13 protein-coding genes, 2 pseudogenes and 1 riboswitch are annotated in these 17414 nt (G+C 73.2%); of the genes and pseudogenes, 12 read left to right on the top strand and 3 right to left on the bottom strand.

The genetic code is table 11. The features are described from left to right. Window positions 1-89: 89 nt before the first annotated feature. Entirely contained in the window at window positions 90-968 is an 879-nt protein-coding gene (locus QUE47_RS08330) for an aldo/keto reductase (protein ID WP_286216898.1), read from the top strand. Window positions 969-1073: 105 nt separating this feature from the next. Beyond that, window positions 1074-2264, top strand: a complete 1191-nt coding sequence (locus tag QUE47_RS08325) for a GNAT family N-acetyltransferase (RefSeq protein ID WP_286216897.1) — start codon at window positions 1074-1076, stop codon at window positions 2262-2264. Window positions 2265-2291: 27 nt separating this feature from the next. On the opposite strand, the gene QUE47_RS08320 is transcribed toward QUE47_RS08325, so the two are convergent. From QUE47_RS08320 to QUE47_RS08310, 3 genes are read right to left on the bottom strand one after another with little or no spacing between them, the layout of a single operon-like run. Next, complete coding sequence (locus QUE47_RS08320) at window positions 2292-3416, bottom strand: ABC transporter ATP-binding protein (protein WP_286216896.1); 1125 nt, start codon at window positions 3414-3416, stop codon at window positions 2292-2294. Beyond that, window positions 3413-5167 carry an ABC transporter permease gene (locus QUE47_RS08315; protein WP_286216895.1) on the bottom strand — a complete coding sequence of 585 codons (1755 nt, stop codon included), beginning with the start codon at window positions 5165-5167 and terminating at the stop codon, window positions 3413-3415. The genes QUE47_RS08320 and QUE47_RS08315 overlap by 4 nt, the downstream gene beginning before the upstream one ends. A gap of 7 nt (window positions 5168-5174) precedes the next feature. Next, entirely contained in the window at window positions 5175-6293 is a 1119-nt protein-coding gene (locus tag QUE47_RS08310) for a thiamine ABC transporter substrate-binding protein (protein ID WP_286216894.1), read from the bottom strand. A 62-nt stretch (window positions 6294-6355) separates the two neighbouring features. After that, window positions 6356-6477: riboswitch (TPP riboswitch) on the bottom strand. A gap of 94 nt (window positions 6478-6571) precedes the next feature. On the opposite strand from QUE47_RS08310, the gene QUE47_RS08305 reads away from it, so the two are divergent. The 10 genes and pseudogenes from QUE47_RS08305 (at window position 6572) to narJ (ending at window position 17366) form a co-directional block, all read left to right on the top strand. After that, complete coding sequence (locus QUE47_RS08305) at window positions 6572-6874, top strand: DUF4235 domain-containing protein (RefSeq protein WP_286216893.1); 303 nt, start codon at window positions 6572-6574, stop codon at window positions 6872-6874. A gap of 78 nt (window positions 6875-6952) precedes the next feature. Next, window positions 6953-7435, top strand: a pseudogene (locus QUE47_RS08300) (MFS transporter); the annotation flags it as partial. An 89-nt stretch (window positions 7436-7524) separates the two neighbouring features. Next, window positions 7525-8244 (top strand): MFS transporter, encoded by a 720-nt coding sequence (locus tag QUE47_RS08295; protein ID WP_286216892.1) that lies wholly within the window; start codon window positions 7525-7527, stop codon window positions 8242-8244. Window positions 8245-8329: 85 nt separating this feature from the next. Beyond that, window positions 8330-9604: a molybdopterin molybdotransferase MoeA gene (locus QUE47_RS08290; protein WP_286216891.1), complete on the top strand. Its 1275-nt coding sequence runs from the start codon at window positions 8330-8332 to the stop codon at window positions 9602-9604. A 135-nt stretch (window positions 9605-9739) separates the two neighbouring features. Continuing rightward, on the top strand, window positions 9740-10180 hold the full coding sequence (gene moaC / locus QUE47_RS08285) for a cyclic pyranopterin monophosphate synthase MoaC (protein WP_286219439.1): 441 nt from the start codon (window positions 9740-9742) through the stop codon (window positions 10178-10180). Window positions 10181-10298: 118 nt separating this feature from the next. Beyond that, a complete protein-coding gene (locus QUE47_RS08280) occupies window positions 10299-10694 on the top strand; it encodes a DUF6457 domain-containing protein (RefSeq protein ID WP_286216890.1) in 396 nt (131 codons plus the stop codon). Window position 10695: 1 nt separating this feature from the next. Further along, entirely contained in the window at window positions 10696-10932 is a 237-nt protein-coding gene (locus QUE47_RS08275; protein ID WP_286216889.1) for a MoaD/ThiS family protein, read from the top strand. A 179-nt stretch (window positions 10933-11111) separates the two neighbouring features. Continuing rightward, window positions 11112-14957, top strand: a pseudogene (locus tag QUE47_RS08270) (nitrate reductase subunit alpha). Between the two features lie 58 nt (window positions 14958-15015). Beyond that, window positions 15016-16689 carry a nitrate reductase subunit beta gene (gene narH, locus QUE47_RS08265; protein ID WP_286216888.1) on the top strand — a complete coding sequence of 558 codons (1674 nt, stop codon included), beginning with the start codon at window positions 15016-15018 and terminating at the stop codon, window positions 16687-16689. Beyond that, window positions 16686-17366 (top strand): nitrate reductase molybdenum cofactor assembly chaperone, encoded by a 681-nt coding sequence (narJ, locus tag QUE47_RS08260; protein WP_286216887.1) that lies wholly within the window; start codon window positions 16686-16688, stop codon window positions 17364-17366. The genes narH and narJ overlap by 4 nt, the downstream gene beginning before the upstream one ends. Window positions 17367-17414 lie beyond the last annotated feature (48 nt).

The following is a 17414-nucleotide window of genomic DNA, read 5'->3' as shown; positions in this document are numbered from 1 at the left end:
GCACCAGCCCTCCCCCGGCGGGGCGGCGTCCCCCGTCGCCCCGCCGGACCGCATCAACACCCGTGCCGGACGACGTATCGGAGACCCTCGTGAAGACACGCACCATCGGTGACCGTCAGGTCTCGGCGATCGGCCTCGGCGGCATGCCCATGTCGATCGAGGGACGCCCCGAGGACGACCAGGCGGTCGCGACGATCCACGCAGCCCTCGACGCCGGCGTCACGCTGATCGACACCGCCGACGCCTACCACCGCGACGCCGACGAGGTCGGCCACAACGAGGAGCTGATCGCGCGCGCCGTCCGCTCGTGGTCGGGGCCGTCGTCCGACGTCCTGGTGGCGACCAAGGGCGGGCACCTGCGCCCGGGCGACGGGTCGTGGACCCAGGACGGGCGCCCCGACCACCTGAAGGCCGCCGCGCGGGCCTCGGCCCGGCGGCTCGGCGTCGAGGCGATCGGCCTGTACCAGTTCCACCGTCCCGACCCCGAGGTGCCCTACGCCGACTCGGTCGGTGCGGTCGCCGAGCTCCTCGACGAGGGGGTCGTCGCGATGGCCGGGGTCTCGAACGCGGACCCGGACCAGATCCGCGAGGCGAACGAGGTGCTGGGCGGGCGTCTCGTGTCCGTGCAGAACCAGTTCTCGCCGCGGTTCCGCTCGTCGATGCCCGAGCTCGAGCTGTGCGCCGAGATGGGCATCGCGTTCCTGCCGTGGAGCCCGCTCGGCGGCATCCGCCTGCTGCGCTCCGGCGACCTCGGCGAGGTGTACGCGCCGTTCCAGGACATCGCGGCGGAGCGCGACGTGAGCCCGTTCCAGGTGTGCCTCGCGTGGGAGCTCGCGCTCGCGCCCGTCGTCGTCCCGATCCCGGGGGCGTCGCGGCCGCAGAGCGTCCAGGACTCGGCGGGCGCCGCCGACCTCGAGCTCACGGCCGACGAGATCGAGCGGCTGACGGCGGCGCTCCCCGACGCCTGAGCGCTCCGGGCAGGCGCTCGACCACCCGCGCGCCCCGGGAGAGCGGGCGACGCTCCACCCGGGAAAAGTGTGGCGCCGGCGGGCTCCTGAGCGCACGATGACGGCATGACCTCGACAGCGCACGCCTCGCACGGGCAGGCCGACCCGGTCGCCCCAGCCGAGCGCTGGACGATCGTCGAAGCCCCGCACCCCGAGACGCCCGGCGGGCACGGCTCCTGGGGGTACGAGGGCCGGTGCGCGGTCGAGCGCGTCGTCGAGCAGCGCCTCTGGGGCTGGACCGACCTCTCGTTCCGCCCCACCGACGTCCACGAGAAGTGGTCGCACCAGCAGTACGTCCGCCGCGTCCTGCTCCTCGCCCTGCCCGCCGGCGCCGACCCCGCGTCGTCGGACCGGGCGCCGGGCGACGTCCTCGGCTTCGCCGGCGTCGAGCTCCCGCTCGCCGGGAACACGCATCTCGTCGAGGCGGGCGTCGTCGTGCACCCCGACCTGGCACCGCAGGACCGGCGCGACCTCGCCGAGGCGCTGCTGGTCCGGGTCGAGCAGATCGCCGACGCCGCCGGACGCCGCACCGTCCTTGCGTACTCGGAGCACGCGCCCGAGCCCCCGGTCGGGCCCGGCGCGATCCAGGCACCGACGGGCAGCGGGCGGGTGCCGGTCGACGACCTCGAGGCGAGGATCGCTCTCGACCACGGCTACGCCCTGGAGCAGGTGGAGCGGTACTCGGCGCTCCAGATGCGCCCCGACGGCAGCGATCGGGGCGCTCACCGGGCGCTCGCCCACGTCGCCGCAGCCCGCGCCGGCGACGGGTACGTCGTCCGCACCTGGCACGACGACGTCCCGCGCGAGTCGCTCGCGGGCCTGGCCCACCTCCAGACGCGGATGAGCACCGACGCCCCTGCGGGCGGCCTCGAGATCACCGAGGACCCGTGGGACGAGGCGCGGTTCGCGGACCGGCTCGCGGGGTGGCGCCGGCGCGGCTTCGGGTTCCTGATCAGCGCCGCCGAGCACGTCGCGACCGGGACGCTCGCCGCCTTCACGGTGCTGACCTATCCGCTGGACGAGCCGGAGTTCGCGTTCCAGGAGGACACGCTGGTCCTCGTCGAGCACCGGGGCCGCAACCTCGGGATGCTGGTCAAGACCGCGAACCTCGACGCGCTCGCCGAGCACCGGCCGGGCACCCGCCGCATCCACACCTGGAACGCGCAGGAGAACGGCCCGATGCTCGACATCAACGTCGCGCTCGGGTTCGCGCCGGTCGGGGTCGTGGCGCTCTGGCAGAAGCACCTGGACGGCTGACGCCGCCGGTCGCGGCAGCGTGCACCGTCACCCGACCGGCGCGCAGCCTCGCGGGTCGAGCCGCAGCCGCACGGTCGCGCCGTCGTCGGGGGCGTCGGTACCCGGGTCGGCGAGCAGGGCGGTGAGCCGACGACGCCCCTCGCCGAGGTCGGCCAGCACGGTCACCTCGACGCGACCCCGGCGCAGCCTGGAGGTGACGACCTCGCCCGGCACCCCGCCCGGTCCGGTGCCGTCGTCCGACACGAGGAGCCCGGCGGGGCCGACGGCGAGCACGGCGCCCGCGGTGCCGCCGGTCCCGGCGAGGCCGCGGTCGTTGCCGCCGTCGCCGTCGCCCGAGCCGACGCCGAGCGGGTCCGGGCCGTCCGCCGGGACGAACGCCTGATACCCGAGGAACTCGGCCACCGTGCGGCTGGCCGGACGCGCCCAGAGGTCCTCGGGCGTGGCGACCTGCAGCAGCCGGCCGGCGTCCATCACGGCCACGCGGTCGGCGACGGTGAACGCCTCGTCCTGGTCGTGGGTGACGAACACGCCCGTGGTCCCGGTGGAGACCAGGACCTCGCGCAGGTCGGCCGCGAGACGCTCGCGCAGGGAGCGGTCGAGCGCCGAGAGGGGCTCGTCGAGCAGCAGGAGGCCCGGCCGCGGGGCGAGCGAGCGGGCGAGCGCCACCCGCTGCCGCTCCCCGCCCGACAGCGTCGTGACCCCGCGCCGCGCGTACCCCTCGAGCCCCACGAGCCCCAGCAGCTCGGCGACGCGCTCGGCGCGAGCGGAGGCGGGGACCGCTGCATCGCCTCGCTCGAGGCCGTACCCGACGTTGCCCGCGACGTCGCGGTGCGCAAAGAGCTGCCCCTCCTGGAACATCAGGCCGAACCCTCGTCGGTGCACGGGCACGCCCGCGAGGGGGCGCCCGGCCCACGCGACCGACCCCGCAGCGAGCGGCTCGAGCCCCGCCACGGCGCGCAGCAGGGACGACTTGCCGCACCCGCTCGGGCCGAGGAGGGCGACGACCTCGCCCGGCGCGACCGTCAGGTTCACTCCGTCGACGGCGGTGGTCGGCTCGGCCGCGCGGGAGCCCTTGCGTCCTGAGGGCGCGTAGCGCACGACGGCGTCGCGCACCTCGAGACCGGCCCCGTCCCTCGTGCCCTGCCCGCTCACAGCTCCCCCGCTCCCTGGCCGCGCAGACGCTCGGCCAGCATCATGACGGTCGCCGTGACGAGCGCGAGCACCACGCTGGCCGCGAGCGCCATCCCGTAGTTCTCCGGTCCCGGCTTGCCGATGAGGCGATAGATCACGACCGGCAGCGTCGCGCTCTCGGGCCGCGCGAGGAACGACGTCGCCCCGAACTCCCCGAGCGACGTCGCGAAGGCGAACCCGATCGCGAGCCCGAGCGGGCGAAGCATCACGGGCAGGTCGACGGTCGCGAGCACCCGACCGGGCGGGGCGCCGAGCGTGCCCGCGGCCTCGCGCAGGCGCGGGTCGATCGCGCGCAGCACGGGCAGGATCACCCGCACCACGAGCGGCACCGCGACGACCGCCTGCGCGAGCGGCACGAGCAGGCCCGAGGTCCGCAGGTCGACGTCGAGGCCGAGGGGCCGGTCGAGGGTGATGAGGAACCCGAACCCGACCGTCACGGCCGAGACGCCGAGCGGCAGCATGAAGACGGAGTCGAGCAGCGCGAGCGCCCGGCGCCCCGACCGGGCGCGGGGCCGGCGCGAGACGACGAGCGCCACGAGCACCCCGACCGTCACCGCGACGACTGCGGCGACCGCCGCCGTCCGCAGCGAGATCGCGGCGGCCTCCCACACCGTCACGGACAGCGCGTTGCGACCGCCGGTCGTGGCCAGGTTCCGATAGTTGTCGAGGGTCCAGGCGCCGTCCGAGGCCCGCAGGGACCGCGCGACGAGGGTCCCGATGGGCAGCGCCAGGAGACCGAGGACGACGGCGACCGTCACGGCGAGGGACGCGGCGTCGCGGCGCGCCCGGAGCGGGCGGCCGGCGCTCGCCTCGGGCATCAGCGCGAGGGCCTGCTCGCGGCGGGCGCGGGTGCGGTTCGCGGCGAGGAGCGCCCCGGAGACCACCACGAGCTGGACCACCGAGAGCACCGCGGCCGCGCGCAGGTCGAGGAACTGAGTGGTCTGGACGTAGATCTCGGTCTCGACGGTGCCGTAGCCGGTGGGGCCGAGCACGAGGACGATCCCGAACGCGGCGGCGCAGAACAGGAAGACGATCGAGGCCGCCGAGGCGATCGCGGGTGCGAGCGCCGGCAGCGTGACGGTGCGGAACGCTCGCGCGGGCGACGCACCGAGGGCGCGCGCCGCCTGCTCCGCACGCGGGTCGAGGCGCTCCCAGAGCCCGCCGACCGTGCGGACGACCACGGAGTAGTTGAAGAACACGAGGGCCATGACGATCGCGGCGAACGTCTGGTCGAGGCCGAGGAACCCGAGCGGGCCGCCCGGCGCGAGGACGGCACGGAAGGCGACGCCGACGACGACCGTGGGGAGCACGAACGGGACGGTGACGAGGCCCCGGGCGAACGTACGTCCGCGGAACGTGCACCTGTACAGCACATACGCGCCCGGGACACCGAGCAGCACCGACAGCACCGTTCCGGCTGCGGCCTGGGCGAGCGTGATCCCGATGATCCGCCAGGTGCGCGTCTCGGCGAAGACCTCGGCGAAGCCGCCGAGGTCCAGCGCCCCGTCGAGCCAGAACCCGCGCCCGACCAGGGCGGCGACAGGCCACGCGAAGAAGACCGCGAGGAACGCCAGGGGTACCGCCGCGGCCAGCGTCCACGCCGCGCCGCGCGCGACCGACCCCGGTCGCAGGCGCCCTCGGGGCGCCCCTACCGGGTCGGCCTGCGCCGCCTGCCGGGGCGCGGGCCGACCCGGTACGGGCGTTACCGCCATCGTGGTCTCAGCCGATCACGGTCGCGGTCCACGCGTCGATCCACTCGCTGCGGCGCTCCGCGATCTCCGCCGGGTCGACGTCGAACGGGTCCTCGGCCAGGGGCGCGAACTGCTCCCACTCGGCGGGGAGCTCGACGTCGGTCACCGGGTACATGTACATCGAGCCGGGGATGTCCGACTGGACCTCGTCCGAGAGCAGGAAGTCCACGAGCGCTTTCGCGCCCTCGGGGTTCTCGGCCCCGGCGAGCACGCCCGCGTACTCGACCTGGCGGAAGCACGTGTCGAGCAGCGCCGCCGTGGTGGTCTCCGAGCCGTCCTCGGTCACGGTGAACGCCGGGGAGGTCGCGTACGAGAGCACGAGGGGGCGGTCCCCCTCGCCGCCGGCGCCGGTGAAGTCGACGTAGTACGCGTCCTCCCAGCCGTCGACGACCTTCACGCCGTTGTCGCGCAGCCCGGCCCAGTAGTCCTCCCAGCCCTCCGCCTCGGCACCCACCGTCGCGGCCAGGAACGCCAGGCCGGGGGACGACGTGGCCGGGTTCGTCACCACGAGGAGGTCCGCGTACTCGGGGTCGGTCAGGTCGTCGAGCGTCGCGGGGACGTCCACGTCGTTCTCCTCGAACCAGGTGAGGTCCGCGTTGATGCACACGTCGCCCTGGTCGATCGGGGTGAGCGCGTCGTCGGGGGACTCCGGCGCGTCGTCGGGGGTCGCGTCCGAGCGGTACGGCTCGAACACGCCCTCGTCGACGGCTCGCGAGGCGTAGCTGTTGTCGACGCCGAACACGGCGTCGCCGAGCGGGCTGTCCTTCGTGAGCACCAGCTGGTTGACGAGCGTCCCGCCGTCCCCGGGGGCGACGGTCTCGACCGCGTATCCGGTCTGCTCGGTGAAGTCGTCGAGGATCCCGTCCGAGAGCCCGAACGAGTCGTGCGTGACGAGGGTGACGGTGCCCCCGCCGCCCGCGCCGTCCGTCGCCTCGGCAGACGTGTCGGACGACGCGGCGTCCTCGGTCGAGCCGGCGTCCGAGCACGACGCCACGGTCGCGATCAGGCCGAGCGCCACGACGCCCGCGAGCGCAGCCCGGCCGCGTGCGTGCAGGCTCGGCTGCTGGTGCATCTGCTGGTGCTTCATGTGTCCTCCCAGGACGTTCAGGAGGGGGACCCGCGGACAGGGGCCGAGGCCGTCGTCCACGGGGTACGAGATTCCCGACTTCCTCCACCGGTACTAACCGGATCAGGTTCGAGGGTCTGCGGCTGGCCGCACTCTCAGCACCGGGACCCGCCGGGCGGCGGTGGGTGCTCCCCTGTCGTTCACCCGGAACTCTACGCCCCGGGCGTGGGTGCTCCCGGCGCACTACGGTGGTCCGGAGAACCGTATGACCGACAGACCCGAGCCCCCAGGAGGACCCCGTGGCCAAGAAGAAGAAGTACGACGACGACGTGGACCTGCCGACGAAGGTCGCCACCCTCGCCCTGACGCTCGCAGCGGGCTGGGTGGCGCAGAAGGCCGTCGGGATGGTCTGGAAGAAGGCGACCGGGAACGACGCCCCGACGAACACCGACGACCCCGAGGTGAGCATCCTCCAGGCCGTCGCCTTCGCCGCGGTCAGCGGTTCGGTCATGGTGCTGGCCCGCCGGGTCGCCGCGCAGCAGGCCGGGCACCTGACCAAGCGCATCTCGGGCACGAGGCCCCCGGCCGACATCGTCGACTGACCGCCTTTTGCACGCATCCCCCCGTGCAATACTTGCCCAGGCCGTGCACGGCCTCCGGCGCTACTGTCAGCGCAGTAGATGCGCCGACGACGATCGCATGAGGGGACTGCCATGAGCACGAGCGGTACGACGACACCTCCGGGCGGGCCCCCGACGGCGGACGAGACCGAGATCGAGCATCACGGCATCAAGTCCCCGTACCCACAGCTGATCCTGTCGACCGTCGGGTTCGCGCTGAACTTCTGGGCGTGGGCCCTGATCGGTCCCCTCGGCGGCGCGTTCGCCGAGGGGCTGGACCTCGACAGCTTCCAGCAGTCCGTCATCGTCGCGGTACCGGTCATCGTCGGGTCGCTGGGCCGCATCCCGGTCGGCGCCCTGACCGACCGCTACGGCGCGCGGCTCATGTTCCCGCTCATCACGTTCCTGACGATCATCCCCGTGCTCTTCATCGGGTACGTCGCCGACAGCTACGTGCAGCTGCTGATCGGCGGGTTCTTCCTGGGCCTCGGCGGCACGACGTTCGCGATCGGGATCCCGTTCAACAACGCCTGGTTCGAGCCGTCCAAGCGCGGGCGGGCCCTCGGTCTCTTCGGCGCCGGCATGGGCGGGACGGCGATCGCCTCGTTCACCACGGTGCCGATCGCCGACGCGTGGGGCGCTCCGCGCCGTTCCTCATCGTCGCGATCATCCTCGCGGTCTTCGGCGTCGTCTCGATCATCGCGCTCTACGACTCCCCGATGCGCCCCGCACCCTCCGAGGTGGGCATGCTCAAGCGTTTCTGGGAGACCTTCAAGCTCCCGGTCACGCTCCAGCTCTCCTGGCTGTACGCGATCGGGTTCGGCGGCTTCGTCGCCTTCTCGGTCTACCTGCCGACGCTGCTCGTCAACGAGTACGGGCTCGAACCCGCGGATGCCGCGTCCCGCACCGCCGGATTCGTCATCGTCGCCGTGATCATGCGCCCGGTGGGAGGCACCCTCTCCGACAAGATCGGCGGGGTCAACGTCTCGCTCATCTGCTTCTCGGGCGCCACGGTCCTCGCGGCGGTCCTCATCTTCGAGCCCCCGCTGGTCCCCCTCGGCACGATCGCCTTCCTCGGCATCGCCTTCTTCCTCGGGGCCTCCACCGGGTCGACCTTCGCCCTCGTCTCCGCGCTCGCCCCCAAGGGGACCGTCGGCGGCGTGACGGGCGTCGTCGGGGCGATCGGCGGGCTCGGCGGGTTCGTCCCGCCGCTCATCATGGGCGCCGTGTACACCGCGGACGGGACCTACGGCATCGGCTTCGCCGGACTGACCGTCGCGCTCGTCCTCACCGTGCTGTTCACGGCAGGCCCGGTCCGCAAGCGCGCGCTGCGAGGTCGCGCGGAGGCCTGACCTCCGCCACCGGTCGACGCGGATCCGTGCACGAGCCGCTGAGACGCTCCCTGCTCACGGGCTTCACGCCGATAGGTTTGGCGCCATGCAGCCCGTGAGCCGTTCCGTCGACGAGCACCGCGCGAGCGTCCTGGCAGCGGTCGGCCCCACCCCCGTCGTCGACGTCCCCCTCGAGGACTCCGTCGGCATGGTCCTCGGGGGCCCGCTCGTCGCCCGGGCCGACGTACCGCCGTTCGACAACGCGGCGATGGACGGCTACGCCGTGCGCACCGCGGACGTGGCCGACGCGACGCCCGAGGACCCGTGCGTGCTGCGGCTCGTCGGGGACGTGAGTGCCGGCAGGACGGACCCGAGCTCGGCCGCGCCGGTCGTGACTCCCGGCACCGCGGTCCGCATCATGACCGGCGCCCCGGTGCCCGACGGGGCCGACGCCGTCGTACCCGTCGAGCGGACCGACACGGGCCGGTTCGAGCACGGTCCGCTCGACGGCGCGGACACGTCGGTCACCGTCCGCTCACCGGGCCGCGGGCACGTGCGGCACCGGGCCGAGGACCTGACGGTCGGCGACACCCTCGCCCCGGCGGGCACCCTCGTCACGTCGCGGGTGGCCTCGGTCGCGGCGTCGGTCGGCCTCGCGTCCCTGCCGGTCCACCGACGGCCACGGGTCGTCGTGATCTCGACGGGCAGCGAGCTCGCGGCCGACGGCGCGCCCGGCCCGGGCCGGATCCCGGACTCGAACTCCTACCTGCTGGCGGCGAGCGCCCGCAATGCCGGGGCGGAGGTCGTCCGCCGGGGTGCCGTGCCCGACACGGTCGACGCGCTGCGTGCGGTGCTCGACGCCGCGGCCGGCGCCACCCCTGCCGACCTGATCATCACCTCGGGCGGGGTGAGCGCGGGGGCGATGGACGTCGTCCGACACCTGCTGACGACCGCCGACGAGGCCACGGGAGCCACGGTCGCCGCCGTCGGCATGCAGCCCGGCAAACCGCAGGTGCTGGCGTCCTGGCGCGAGGTCCCCGTCGTGGCCGTGCCCGGGAACCCGGTCGCAGCGTTCGTGTCGTTCGAGATGTTCGTCCGCCCGGCGCTCCGGCGGCTCCGCGGGGAGCCGGACGTCGCACCCCCGACCGTGGAGCGGGTGGCAGGGAGCGGATGGTCGTCCCCGCCCGGCCGCCTCCAGGTGGTGCCGGTCGTCCACGAGCCCGGCGGCGCCGTCCGCCCCGCCGGGCGGCGGGACGGGCGAGGCTCCGGAGCGCACCGGGTCTCCGCTCTCGTCACCGCAGACGCCCTCGCCCTGATCGACCCCGACGTCGACGAGGTCTGCCCGGGCGACACGGTGCGGGTGCTCCTCCTCGGCGGCTGACCGGGACCAGCCGGCAGGCGACCGGCCGTCGTCACGTGGACGTCGGGGCGCCCGGTGCGTGAGAGTGGTGCCGTGACCCGTGAACCCGACCCAGCCGCCCGCCTCACCCACCTCGACGACGCCGGGCACGCCCGCATGGTGGACGTCACCGAGAAGCAGCCGACGGTCCGGAGCGCGACGGCATCGGGGACCGTCGTCTGCGGCCCTGCGGTGGTCGCCGCGCTCCGCGACGGCGCAGTCCCCAAGGGCGACGTCCTGGCCGTCGCCCGGATCGCGGGCATCGCGGGCGCCAAGCGCACCGCCGAGCTGCTCCCCCTCGCCCACGTGATCGGCGTCCACGGCGCGAGCGTGGACCTGACCGTCACCGACGACGGGGTCGACGTGCGGGCCACGGTCCGCACGGCCGACCGGACCGGGGTCGAGATGGAGGCGCTGACCGCGGTCGCGGTCGCGGGCCTCGCCGTGGTCGACATGGTCAAGGGGCTCGACAAGTCCGTCGAGCTGGGCCGCGTCCGGCTCGAGTCGAAGACCGGCGGCAAGTCGGGCGCCTGGAACCGGGAGACCACCGAGCCCTGACCCGCGCAGCGGGCGCGAGCGCCCGGCCGCGTGGGACGATGACCGAAGCACCCGGCCCGGCGACGGCGGCACGTGCCCGTCCCGGCGCCCCAGGTCGGCACGACGAGAGGAACGCACGGTGAGTGATCTCGAGAGCTGGGCAGACGCGGTCGCGCGGGACCTCGGCGTCGACCCGGACGTGGTCGACGTCGCCGGGATCCTCGACCTCGCACGGGACGCGGCCCACCAGGTGGAGCGGCCCGCGGCACCGCTGACGACGTTCGTCGCCGGGTACGCCGCGGCGACGGCCGCAGCCCGCGGCGAGGACCCGCTCGACGCCGTGGACGAGGCGCTCGGCCGCGCGAGCGAGCTCGCGCTCGGATGGTCGGCCGCTCCGGTCGTCCCGCTCGGGGATGACGGCGGCGACCAGCCGGCCTCGCGCGCCGACGACGAGGACGGCGACGGCAACGACGGCGACCCGCACGACGACGGGTCCGGCACCACGGTCCCGGACGACGCTCCCGACGAGGACTGACGTGGCCCTGGTGCGCTACTTCGCCGGGGCGCGCGACGCCGCCGGCACCGAGTCCGAGCAGCGCGACGCCACGTCCCTCGGCGAGCTCCTCGACGGCGCGGTGCGCGACCGCCCGGGGCTCACCGAGGTCCTGCCACGATGCTCCCTGCTGGTGGACGGCGTCCGTCGCGCGGACCGGGCGACGACGCTCGGCCCTGACGCGGTCGTCGACGTGCTACCACCCTTCGCAGGCGGCTGACCTGCGGCTTCGTTGAGGGCTCCGTCCTCACAGACCGCCGCTGCGACGACCTCGGTGAGGGTCGCCTTATTTTTCACGGCGATTCCCGTCAGGCGAGACTGCCCAGGAACATTCCTCGTGACCGGGGCATACTGCGACGAGTGACGGGTGCGAACCCGTGCCGCACCTCAGGAGGTCGCATGTCGCAGTCGACAGTCCCTCGCACCGGGTCCTCCGGGGCCGGCGAGAGCCCGGGCGGGGTCGAGGGAGCACTCCTCGGCCTCGGGAAGCGACTCCGCCCCGGTGCGGTCTCGACGGACCTGCGCCAGCTCTTCCTCCAGGGCGGCCGCGAGGGCGACATCTTCTACCGCGACCGCTGGTCCCACGACAAGGTCGTGCGGTCGACCCACGGCGTGAACTGCACGGGGTCCTGCTCCTGGAAGGTCTACGTCAAGGACGGGATCATCACCTGGGAGACGCAGCAGACCGACTACCCCTCGGTCGGCCCGGACTCCCCGAGTACGAACCGCGAGGCTGCCCGCGCGGCGCGGCGTTCAGCTGGTACACCTACTCGCCCACCCGGGTCCGCTACCCCTACGTGCGGGGGTGCTGCTGCAGGCGTTCCGCGACGCGAAGGCGAAGGTCGGCGGTGACCCGGTCAAGGCGTGGGCCGAGGTCACCGGGAACCCGGAGACCGCCCGTCGGTACAAGCGGGCCCGCGGCAAGGGCGGCCTGGTCCGGGCGAGCTGGGACGAGGCGGCCGAGATCGTCGCCGCCGCGCACGTCCACTCGATCAAGGAGTACGGTCCCGACCGCATCGCCGGCTTCTCCCCGATCCCGGCCATGTCGATGGTCTCGCACGGGGCGGGGTCACGGTTCGTCACGATGCTCGGCGGCTCGATGCTGTCGTTCTACGACTGGTACGCCGACCTCCCGGTCGCATCCCCGCAGGTGTTCGGCGACCAGACCGACGTCCCCGAGTCGGCGGACTGGTGGAACTCCACGTACTGCATCATGTGGGGCTCGAACATCCCCGTGACGCGCACCCCGGACGCCCACTTCATGGCCGAGGCCCGCTACCGCGGCCAGAAGGTCATCACCGTCTCGCCCGACTACGCCGACAACACGAAGTTCGCGGACGAGTGGCTCGCCGTGCACCCGGGCACCGACGGCGCCCTCGCGATCGGCATGGGCCACACGATCCTCAAGGAGTTCCTCGTCGAGCGCCGCACGCCGCGGTTCGTCGACTACATGAAGAAGTTCACGGACTCCGCGTACCTCGTGTCGCTGGTGCCCCGCCCGGGGCGCGGCAAGGACGGAGGGTCGGACGCCGCAGGGTCGCCCCGGTACGTCCCCGGCAAGTTCGTCACCGCTGCCGACCTCCCCGAGCACGAGGGGCTGGCGAACGCCGACTTCAAGACGGTGCTGCTCGACGCCGACGGGACCGTGGTCGTCCCCGACGGGTCGCTCGGCCACCGCTACGGCGCCGCGGACGTCGGGCACTGGAACCTCGACCTCGGTGACGTCGACCCTGCGCTGTCGGTGGCGGACGTCCCGGGCGCAGCCGACGGCGGGCCCCGCACCGCGGCGATCGAGCTCCCCGGTTCGACCTCGAGCCCGAGGGCGGCGCGCACTCGCAGGCCGGTCACACCGGCGGCGCCGGCTCGATCGTCCGAGGCGTCCCGGTCCGCGAGGTCGGCGGCAGGCTCGTCACGACGGTCTTCGACCTGCTGCTCGCCCAGTACGGCGTCGAGCGCGCCGACCTCGACCTCCCGGGCACCTGGCCGACCGGCTACGACGACGCGGACGCGCCGGGCACGCCCGCGTGGCAGGAGCAGTTCACGGGCGTCGACGCCGAGAAGGCGGCGCGGATCGGGCGGGAGTTCGCCCAGAACGCCGAGGACTCCGACGGACGCTCGATGATCATCATGGGCGCCGGCACGAACCACTGGTTCCACTCGGACACGATCTACCGCGCGTTCCTGGCGCTGACCACGATGACCGGCTGCCAGGGCGTGAACGGCGGCGGTTGGGCGCACTACGTCGGCCAGGAGAAGTGCCGCCCCGTGACCGGGTGGGCGCAGTACGCCAACGGGCTCGACTGGAGCCGCCCCCGCGGCACATGATCGGCACCGCCTTCTGGTACATCGCCGCCGACCAGTGGCGCTACGACGGGCTGCCCGCCGACACCCTCGCGGCCCCGACGGGCAACGGCATGTTCGCCGGCCGCACCACGGCGGACTGCCTCGTCGAGTCCGCCCAGCGCGGCTGGATGCCGAGCTACCCGACGTTCGACCGCAACCCGCTCGACCTGGTCGACGAGGCGAAGACCGCCGGCAAGGAGCCCGCGCAGCACGTCGTGGACGAGCTGCGCAGCGGCAACCTCCGCTTCGCGGTCGAGGCCCCCGACGCCCCCGAGAACTTCCCGCGCGTCATCACCGTCTGGCGCGCGAACATCCTCGGGTCGTCCGGCAAGGGCAACGAGTACTTCCTCAAGCACCTGCTCGGTACGGACGCCTCGGTCCAGGCCGCGGAGTCCGGTCCCGACCGGCGCCCGCAGACCATGGACTGGGTCGAGGACGCCCCGGAGGGCAAGCTCGACCTGCTCACCACGATGGACTTCCGCATGACGTCCACGACGCTGTTCTCCGACGTCGTCCTGCCGGCGGCCACCTGGTACGAGAAGCACGACCTGTCCTCGACCGACATGCACCCGTTCGTCCACTCGTTCAACCCGGCGATCAACCCGCCGTGGCAGACGAAGACCGACTTCGCGACGTTCCACCTGCTCGCCCAGAAGATCTCCGAGATGTCCGTGGAGCACCTCGGCGTGCGACAGGACCTCGTCGCGGCCCCGCTGCAGCACGACACCCCCGACGCGATGGCGCTGCCGCACGGCACGATCACCGACTCGGGGAAGGGGTCGCGGACCGGCCGCTGATCCCGGGCGTCACCATGCCGAAGCTGGTGGTCGTCGAGCGCGACTACCCGGCGTTCGCGGCCCGGATGGCGGCGCTCGGCCCCCTCACGGACACCGCGGGCATGGCCACCAAGGGCGTGAAGTACATGCCCGACGAGGAGGTCCGCAAGCTCGGCGAGGTGAACGGGACGGTGACGTCCGGGCCCGCGAAGGGTCGTCCCCGCCTCGACAAGGACACCCACGCCTGCGAGATGATCCTCGCGCTCAGCGGTACGACGAACGGTCGCCTCGCGACCCAGGGGTTCGAGGACCTCGAGAAGCGCACCGGCGTCGAGCTCGCCGACCTCTCGCGCGACGAGGGCGGCAAGCGCGTCACGTTCCCCGACGTGCAGTCCCGGCCGACCGGCGTCATCACCTCCCCGAGTGGTCGGGCTCCGAGCACGGCGGGCGCCGGTACACGGCGTTCGCGATCAACGTCGAGCGGCTCAAGCCGTGGCACACGCTCACCGGCCGCCAGCACTTCTTCCTCGACCACGACTGGATGACGGAGCTCGGTGAGCAGCTGCCCGTGTTCCGGCCGCCACTCGACATGCACCGCCTGTTCACGGGCGACCGCATCGTCGGCGACACGTCCCCGTCCGGGGCCCCGGGCTCCGACGGCCACGCCGAGGTCGCGGTGCGCTACCTGACCCCGCACTCGAAGTGGTCGATCCACTCCGAGTACCAGGACAACCTCTTCATGCTCTCGCTCTCGCGCGGCGGCCCCAACGTGTGGATGTCGCCGCAGGACGCCACGAAGATCGGCGTGCGCGACAACGAGTGGATCGAGGCCTACAACCGCAACGGTGTCGTGGTGGCGCGGGCCGTCGTCAGCCACCGGATGCCCGAGGGGACGGTCTACATGCACCACGCCACCGACCGGACGGTGGACGTCCCGCTCGCCGAGACGTCGGGCAGGCGCGGTGGGATCCACAACTCGCTGACGCGGATCCTGCTCAAACCGAGCCACCTCGTCGGGGGCTACGCGCAGCTGGCCTTCGCCTTCAACTACCTCGGTCCCACCGGGAACCAGCGGGACGAGATCACGACGATCCGCCGCCGCTCGCAGGAGGTGCGGTACCAGTGACGCAGCACCTGCCCGCCCGCCGTCCGACCCGCCGTCCCAACCCGAGGAGCGCGACACGATGAAGGTCATGGCGCAGATGTCGATGGTCATGAACCTCGACAAGTGCATCGGGTGCCACACGTGCTCCGTCACCTGCAAGCAGGCGTGGACGAACCGCACGGGCACCGAGTACGTGTGGTTCAACAACGTCGAGACGCGGCCGGGCCTCGGCTACCCGCGCACCTACCAGGACCAGTCGACGTGGCAGGGCGGTTGGGTCCGCACCAAGCGCGGCAAGCTCAAGCTCCGCGCCGGCGGGCGGTTCCGCAAGCTCGCGACGATCTTCTCGAACCCGAAGATGCCGTCGATCCACGACTACTACGAGCCGTGGACGTACGAGTACGACATGCTCCTGTCGGCGCCGCAGGGCGAGCACACGCCTGTAGCCCGGCCCAAGTCGCTGCTCACGGGCGACGACATGAACATCGAGTGGTCCGCGAACTGGGACGACGACCTCGGCGGCTCGACCGAGACGATGCAGGACGACCCGATCCTCCAGCACATGAGCGAGCACGTCGCGGAGGAGCTCGAGCAGACGTTCATGTTCTACCTGCCGCGCATCTGCGAGCACTGCCTCAACCCGGCGTGCGTCGCGTCGTGCCCCTCGGGTGCGATGTACAAGCGGGCCGAGGACGGGATCGTCCTCGTCGACCAGGACCAGTGCCGCGGCTGGCGCATGTGCGTCACCGGCTGCCCGTACAAGAAGGTCTACTTCAACCACAAGACCGGCAAGGCCGAGAAGTGCACGATGTGCTACCCCCGCATCGAGGTGGGCCTGCCGACCGTGTGCTCGGAGACCTGCGTCGGCCGCCTGCGCTACCTCGGCCTCGTGCTGTACGACGCGGACAAGGTCTCCGAGGCCGCGGCGGTCGAGAACGAGCACGACCTGCTCGAGTCCCAGCGCTCGGTGTTCCTGGACCCGAACGACCCCGCGGTCGTCGAGGCCGCGCGCGCCGAGGGGATCCCGGACGACTGGATCGAGGCCGCGCAGGCCTCGCCGATCTGGTCGCTGATCCAGAAGTACCGGGTCGCGCTGCCGCTCCACCCCGAGTACCGCACGATGCCGATGGTCTGGTACATCCCGCCGCTGTCGCCGGTGGTCGACGTCGTCGGCACGTCGGGCAACGACGCGGAGGACCCGAGGACGCTGTTCGCGGCGATCTCGAAGCTCCGCATCCCCCTGGAGTACCTCGCCGGGCTGTTCACGGCGGGCGACACGGTGCCCGTCGAGCGCACGCTGCGCCGGCTCGCCGCGATGCGCTCGTACATGCGCGACATCAACCTCGGCAAGGAGCCCGACGAATCGATCGCGGAGGCCGTCGGCATGACGGGCACGGAGGTCGAGGAGATGTACCGGCTGCTCGCGATCGCCAAGTACCAGGACCGCTACGTGATCCCCACGGCCCACCAGGAGATCGCCCGCGAGCTCGAGGAGCTCAGCTGCTCCCTCGACTTCGAAGGCGGCCCGGGCATGGGCGGCGCCGGGCCGTTCGGCTCGTCGTCCGGCACGCCGGCGCCCGTGGCGGTGGAGAACTTCCACGCGCTCAAGAACCGTCAGACGGCGGACCAGCCCTCGTCGTCCGGCCGCGTCAACCTGCTCAACTGGGACGGCAACGGCTCCCCCGAGGGCCTGTTCCCGCCGTCCGACACCGGTGGGTCCAACCCCGTGACCGACGGGACGGCCCCACGATGAGCCCGCGGGGCGGGGGCGCGACCACGTTCCTGCCGAAGCCGACGGCCCGGGCTCCGCAGCTCGAGCCGCTCACGCCGGTCGCGGCGACCGACGCGCAGCGCCGCACGACGCACATGGCAGCGTCCCTGCTCCTCGGCTACCCCGACGCGGAGGTCCGCGCGGCGGTGCCCGTGGTGCGGGACGCCGTCCCCGGCCTCCCCGCGCCGGTCGCAGAGCGCCTGACCCGGTTCCTCGACGTGCTCGCCACGACGGACCCCCACGAGCTGGAGGCCCTGTACGTCCAGACGTTCGACCTCAAGCGCAAGTGCTCGATGTACCTCTCGTACTTCGCGACCGGCGACACCCGCAAGCGCGGCATGGCGCTCGTGCGGTTCGTCCAGGCGTACCGGGCCGCGGGGTGGGAGGTCGACGGCGACGAGCTGCCCGACCACCTGCCGACGGTCCTCGAGCTCTCGGCCCGCTCGACTGGCGACGACGAGGCACGCATCGCGGCGGGTCTGCTCGGCACGCACCGCGAGGGCATCGAGGTGCTGCGGTCCGCGCTCGCCGCGATGCGCAGCCCGTGGACGGACGTCGTCGAGGCCGTGTGCCTGACGCTCCCCGCGCTCGACGCGCGCACCCACGCCCGGTTCGTCGAGCTCGTGACGGCCGGCCCCCGACCGAGATGGTCGGCCTGACCGCTCTGGGCCCGCACGAGGCCGGCCCGCTCGCACCGTTCGCGCCCA

It is taken from the genome of Paraoerskovia sediminicola (assembly GCF_030296575.1).
GTDB lineage: Bacteria > Actinomycetota > Actinomycetes > Actinomycetales > Cellulomonadaceae > Paraoerskovia > Paraoerskovia sediminicola.
The sequence above is the reverse complement of the archived record's forward strand: the minus strand, read 5'-3'. Positions and strand labels throughout refer to the sequence as shown.

Excerpts from the sequence above, each read along its gene's own strand:
- narJ (WP_286216887.1), top strand. The coding sequence starts at position 16,686 with ATGAGCCCGCGGGGCGGGGGCGCGACCACGTTCCTGCCGAAGCCGACG.
- QUE47_RS08290 (WP_286216891.1), top strand. The coding sequence starts at position 8,330 with ATGCAGCCCGTGAGCCGTTCCGTCGACGAGCACCGCGCGAGCGTCCTG.
- moaC (WP_286219439.1), top strand. The coding sequence starts at position 9,740 with ATGGTGGACGTCACCGAGAAGCAGCCGACGGTCCGGAGCGCGACGGCA.
- QUE47_RS08325 (WP_286216897.1), top strand. The coding sequence starts at position 1,074 with ATGACCTCGACAGCGCACGCCTCGCACGGGCAGGCCGACCCGGTCGCC.
- QUE47_RS08310 (WP_286216894.1), bottom strand. The coding sequence starts at position 6,293 with ATGAAGCACCAGCAGATGCACCAGCAGCCGAGCCTGCACGCACGCGGC.
- QUE47_RS08315 (WP_286216895.1), bottom strand. The coding sequence starts at position 5,167 with ATGGCGGTAACGCCCGTACCGGGTCGGCCCGCGCCCCGGCAGGCGGCG.
- narH (WP_286216888.1), top strand. The coding sequence starts at position 15,016 with ATGAAGGTCATGGCGCAGATGTCGATGGTCATGAACCTCGACAAGTGC.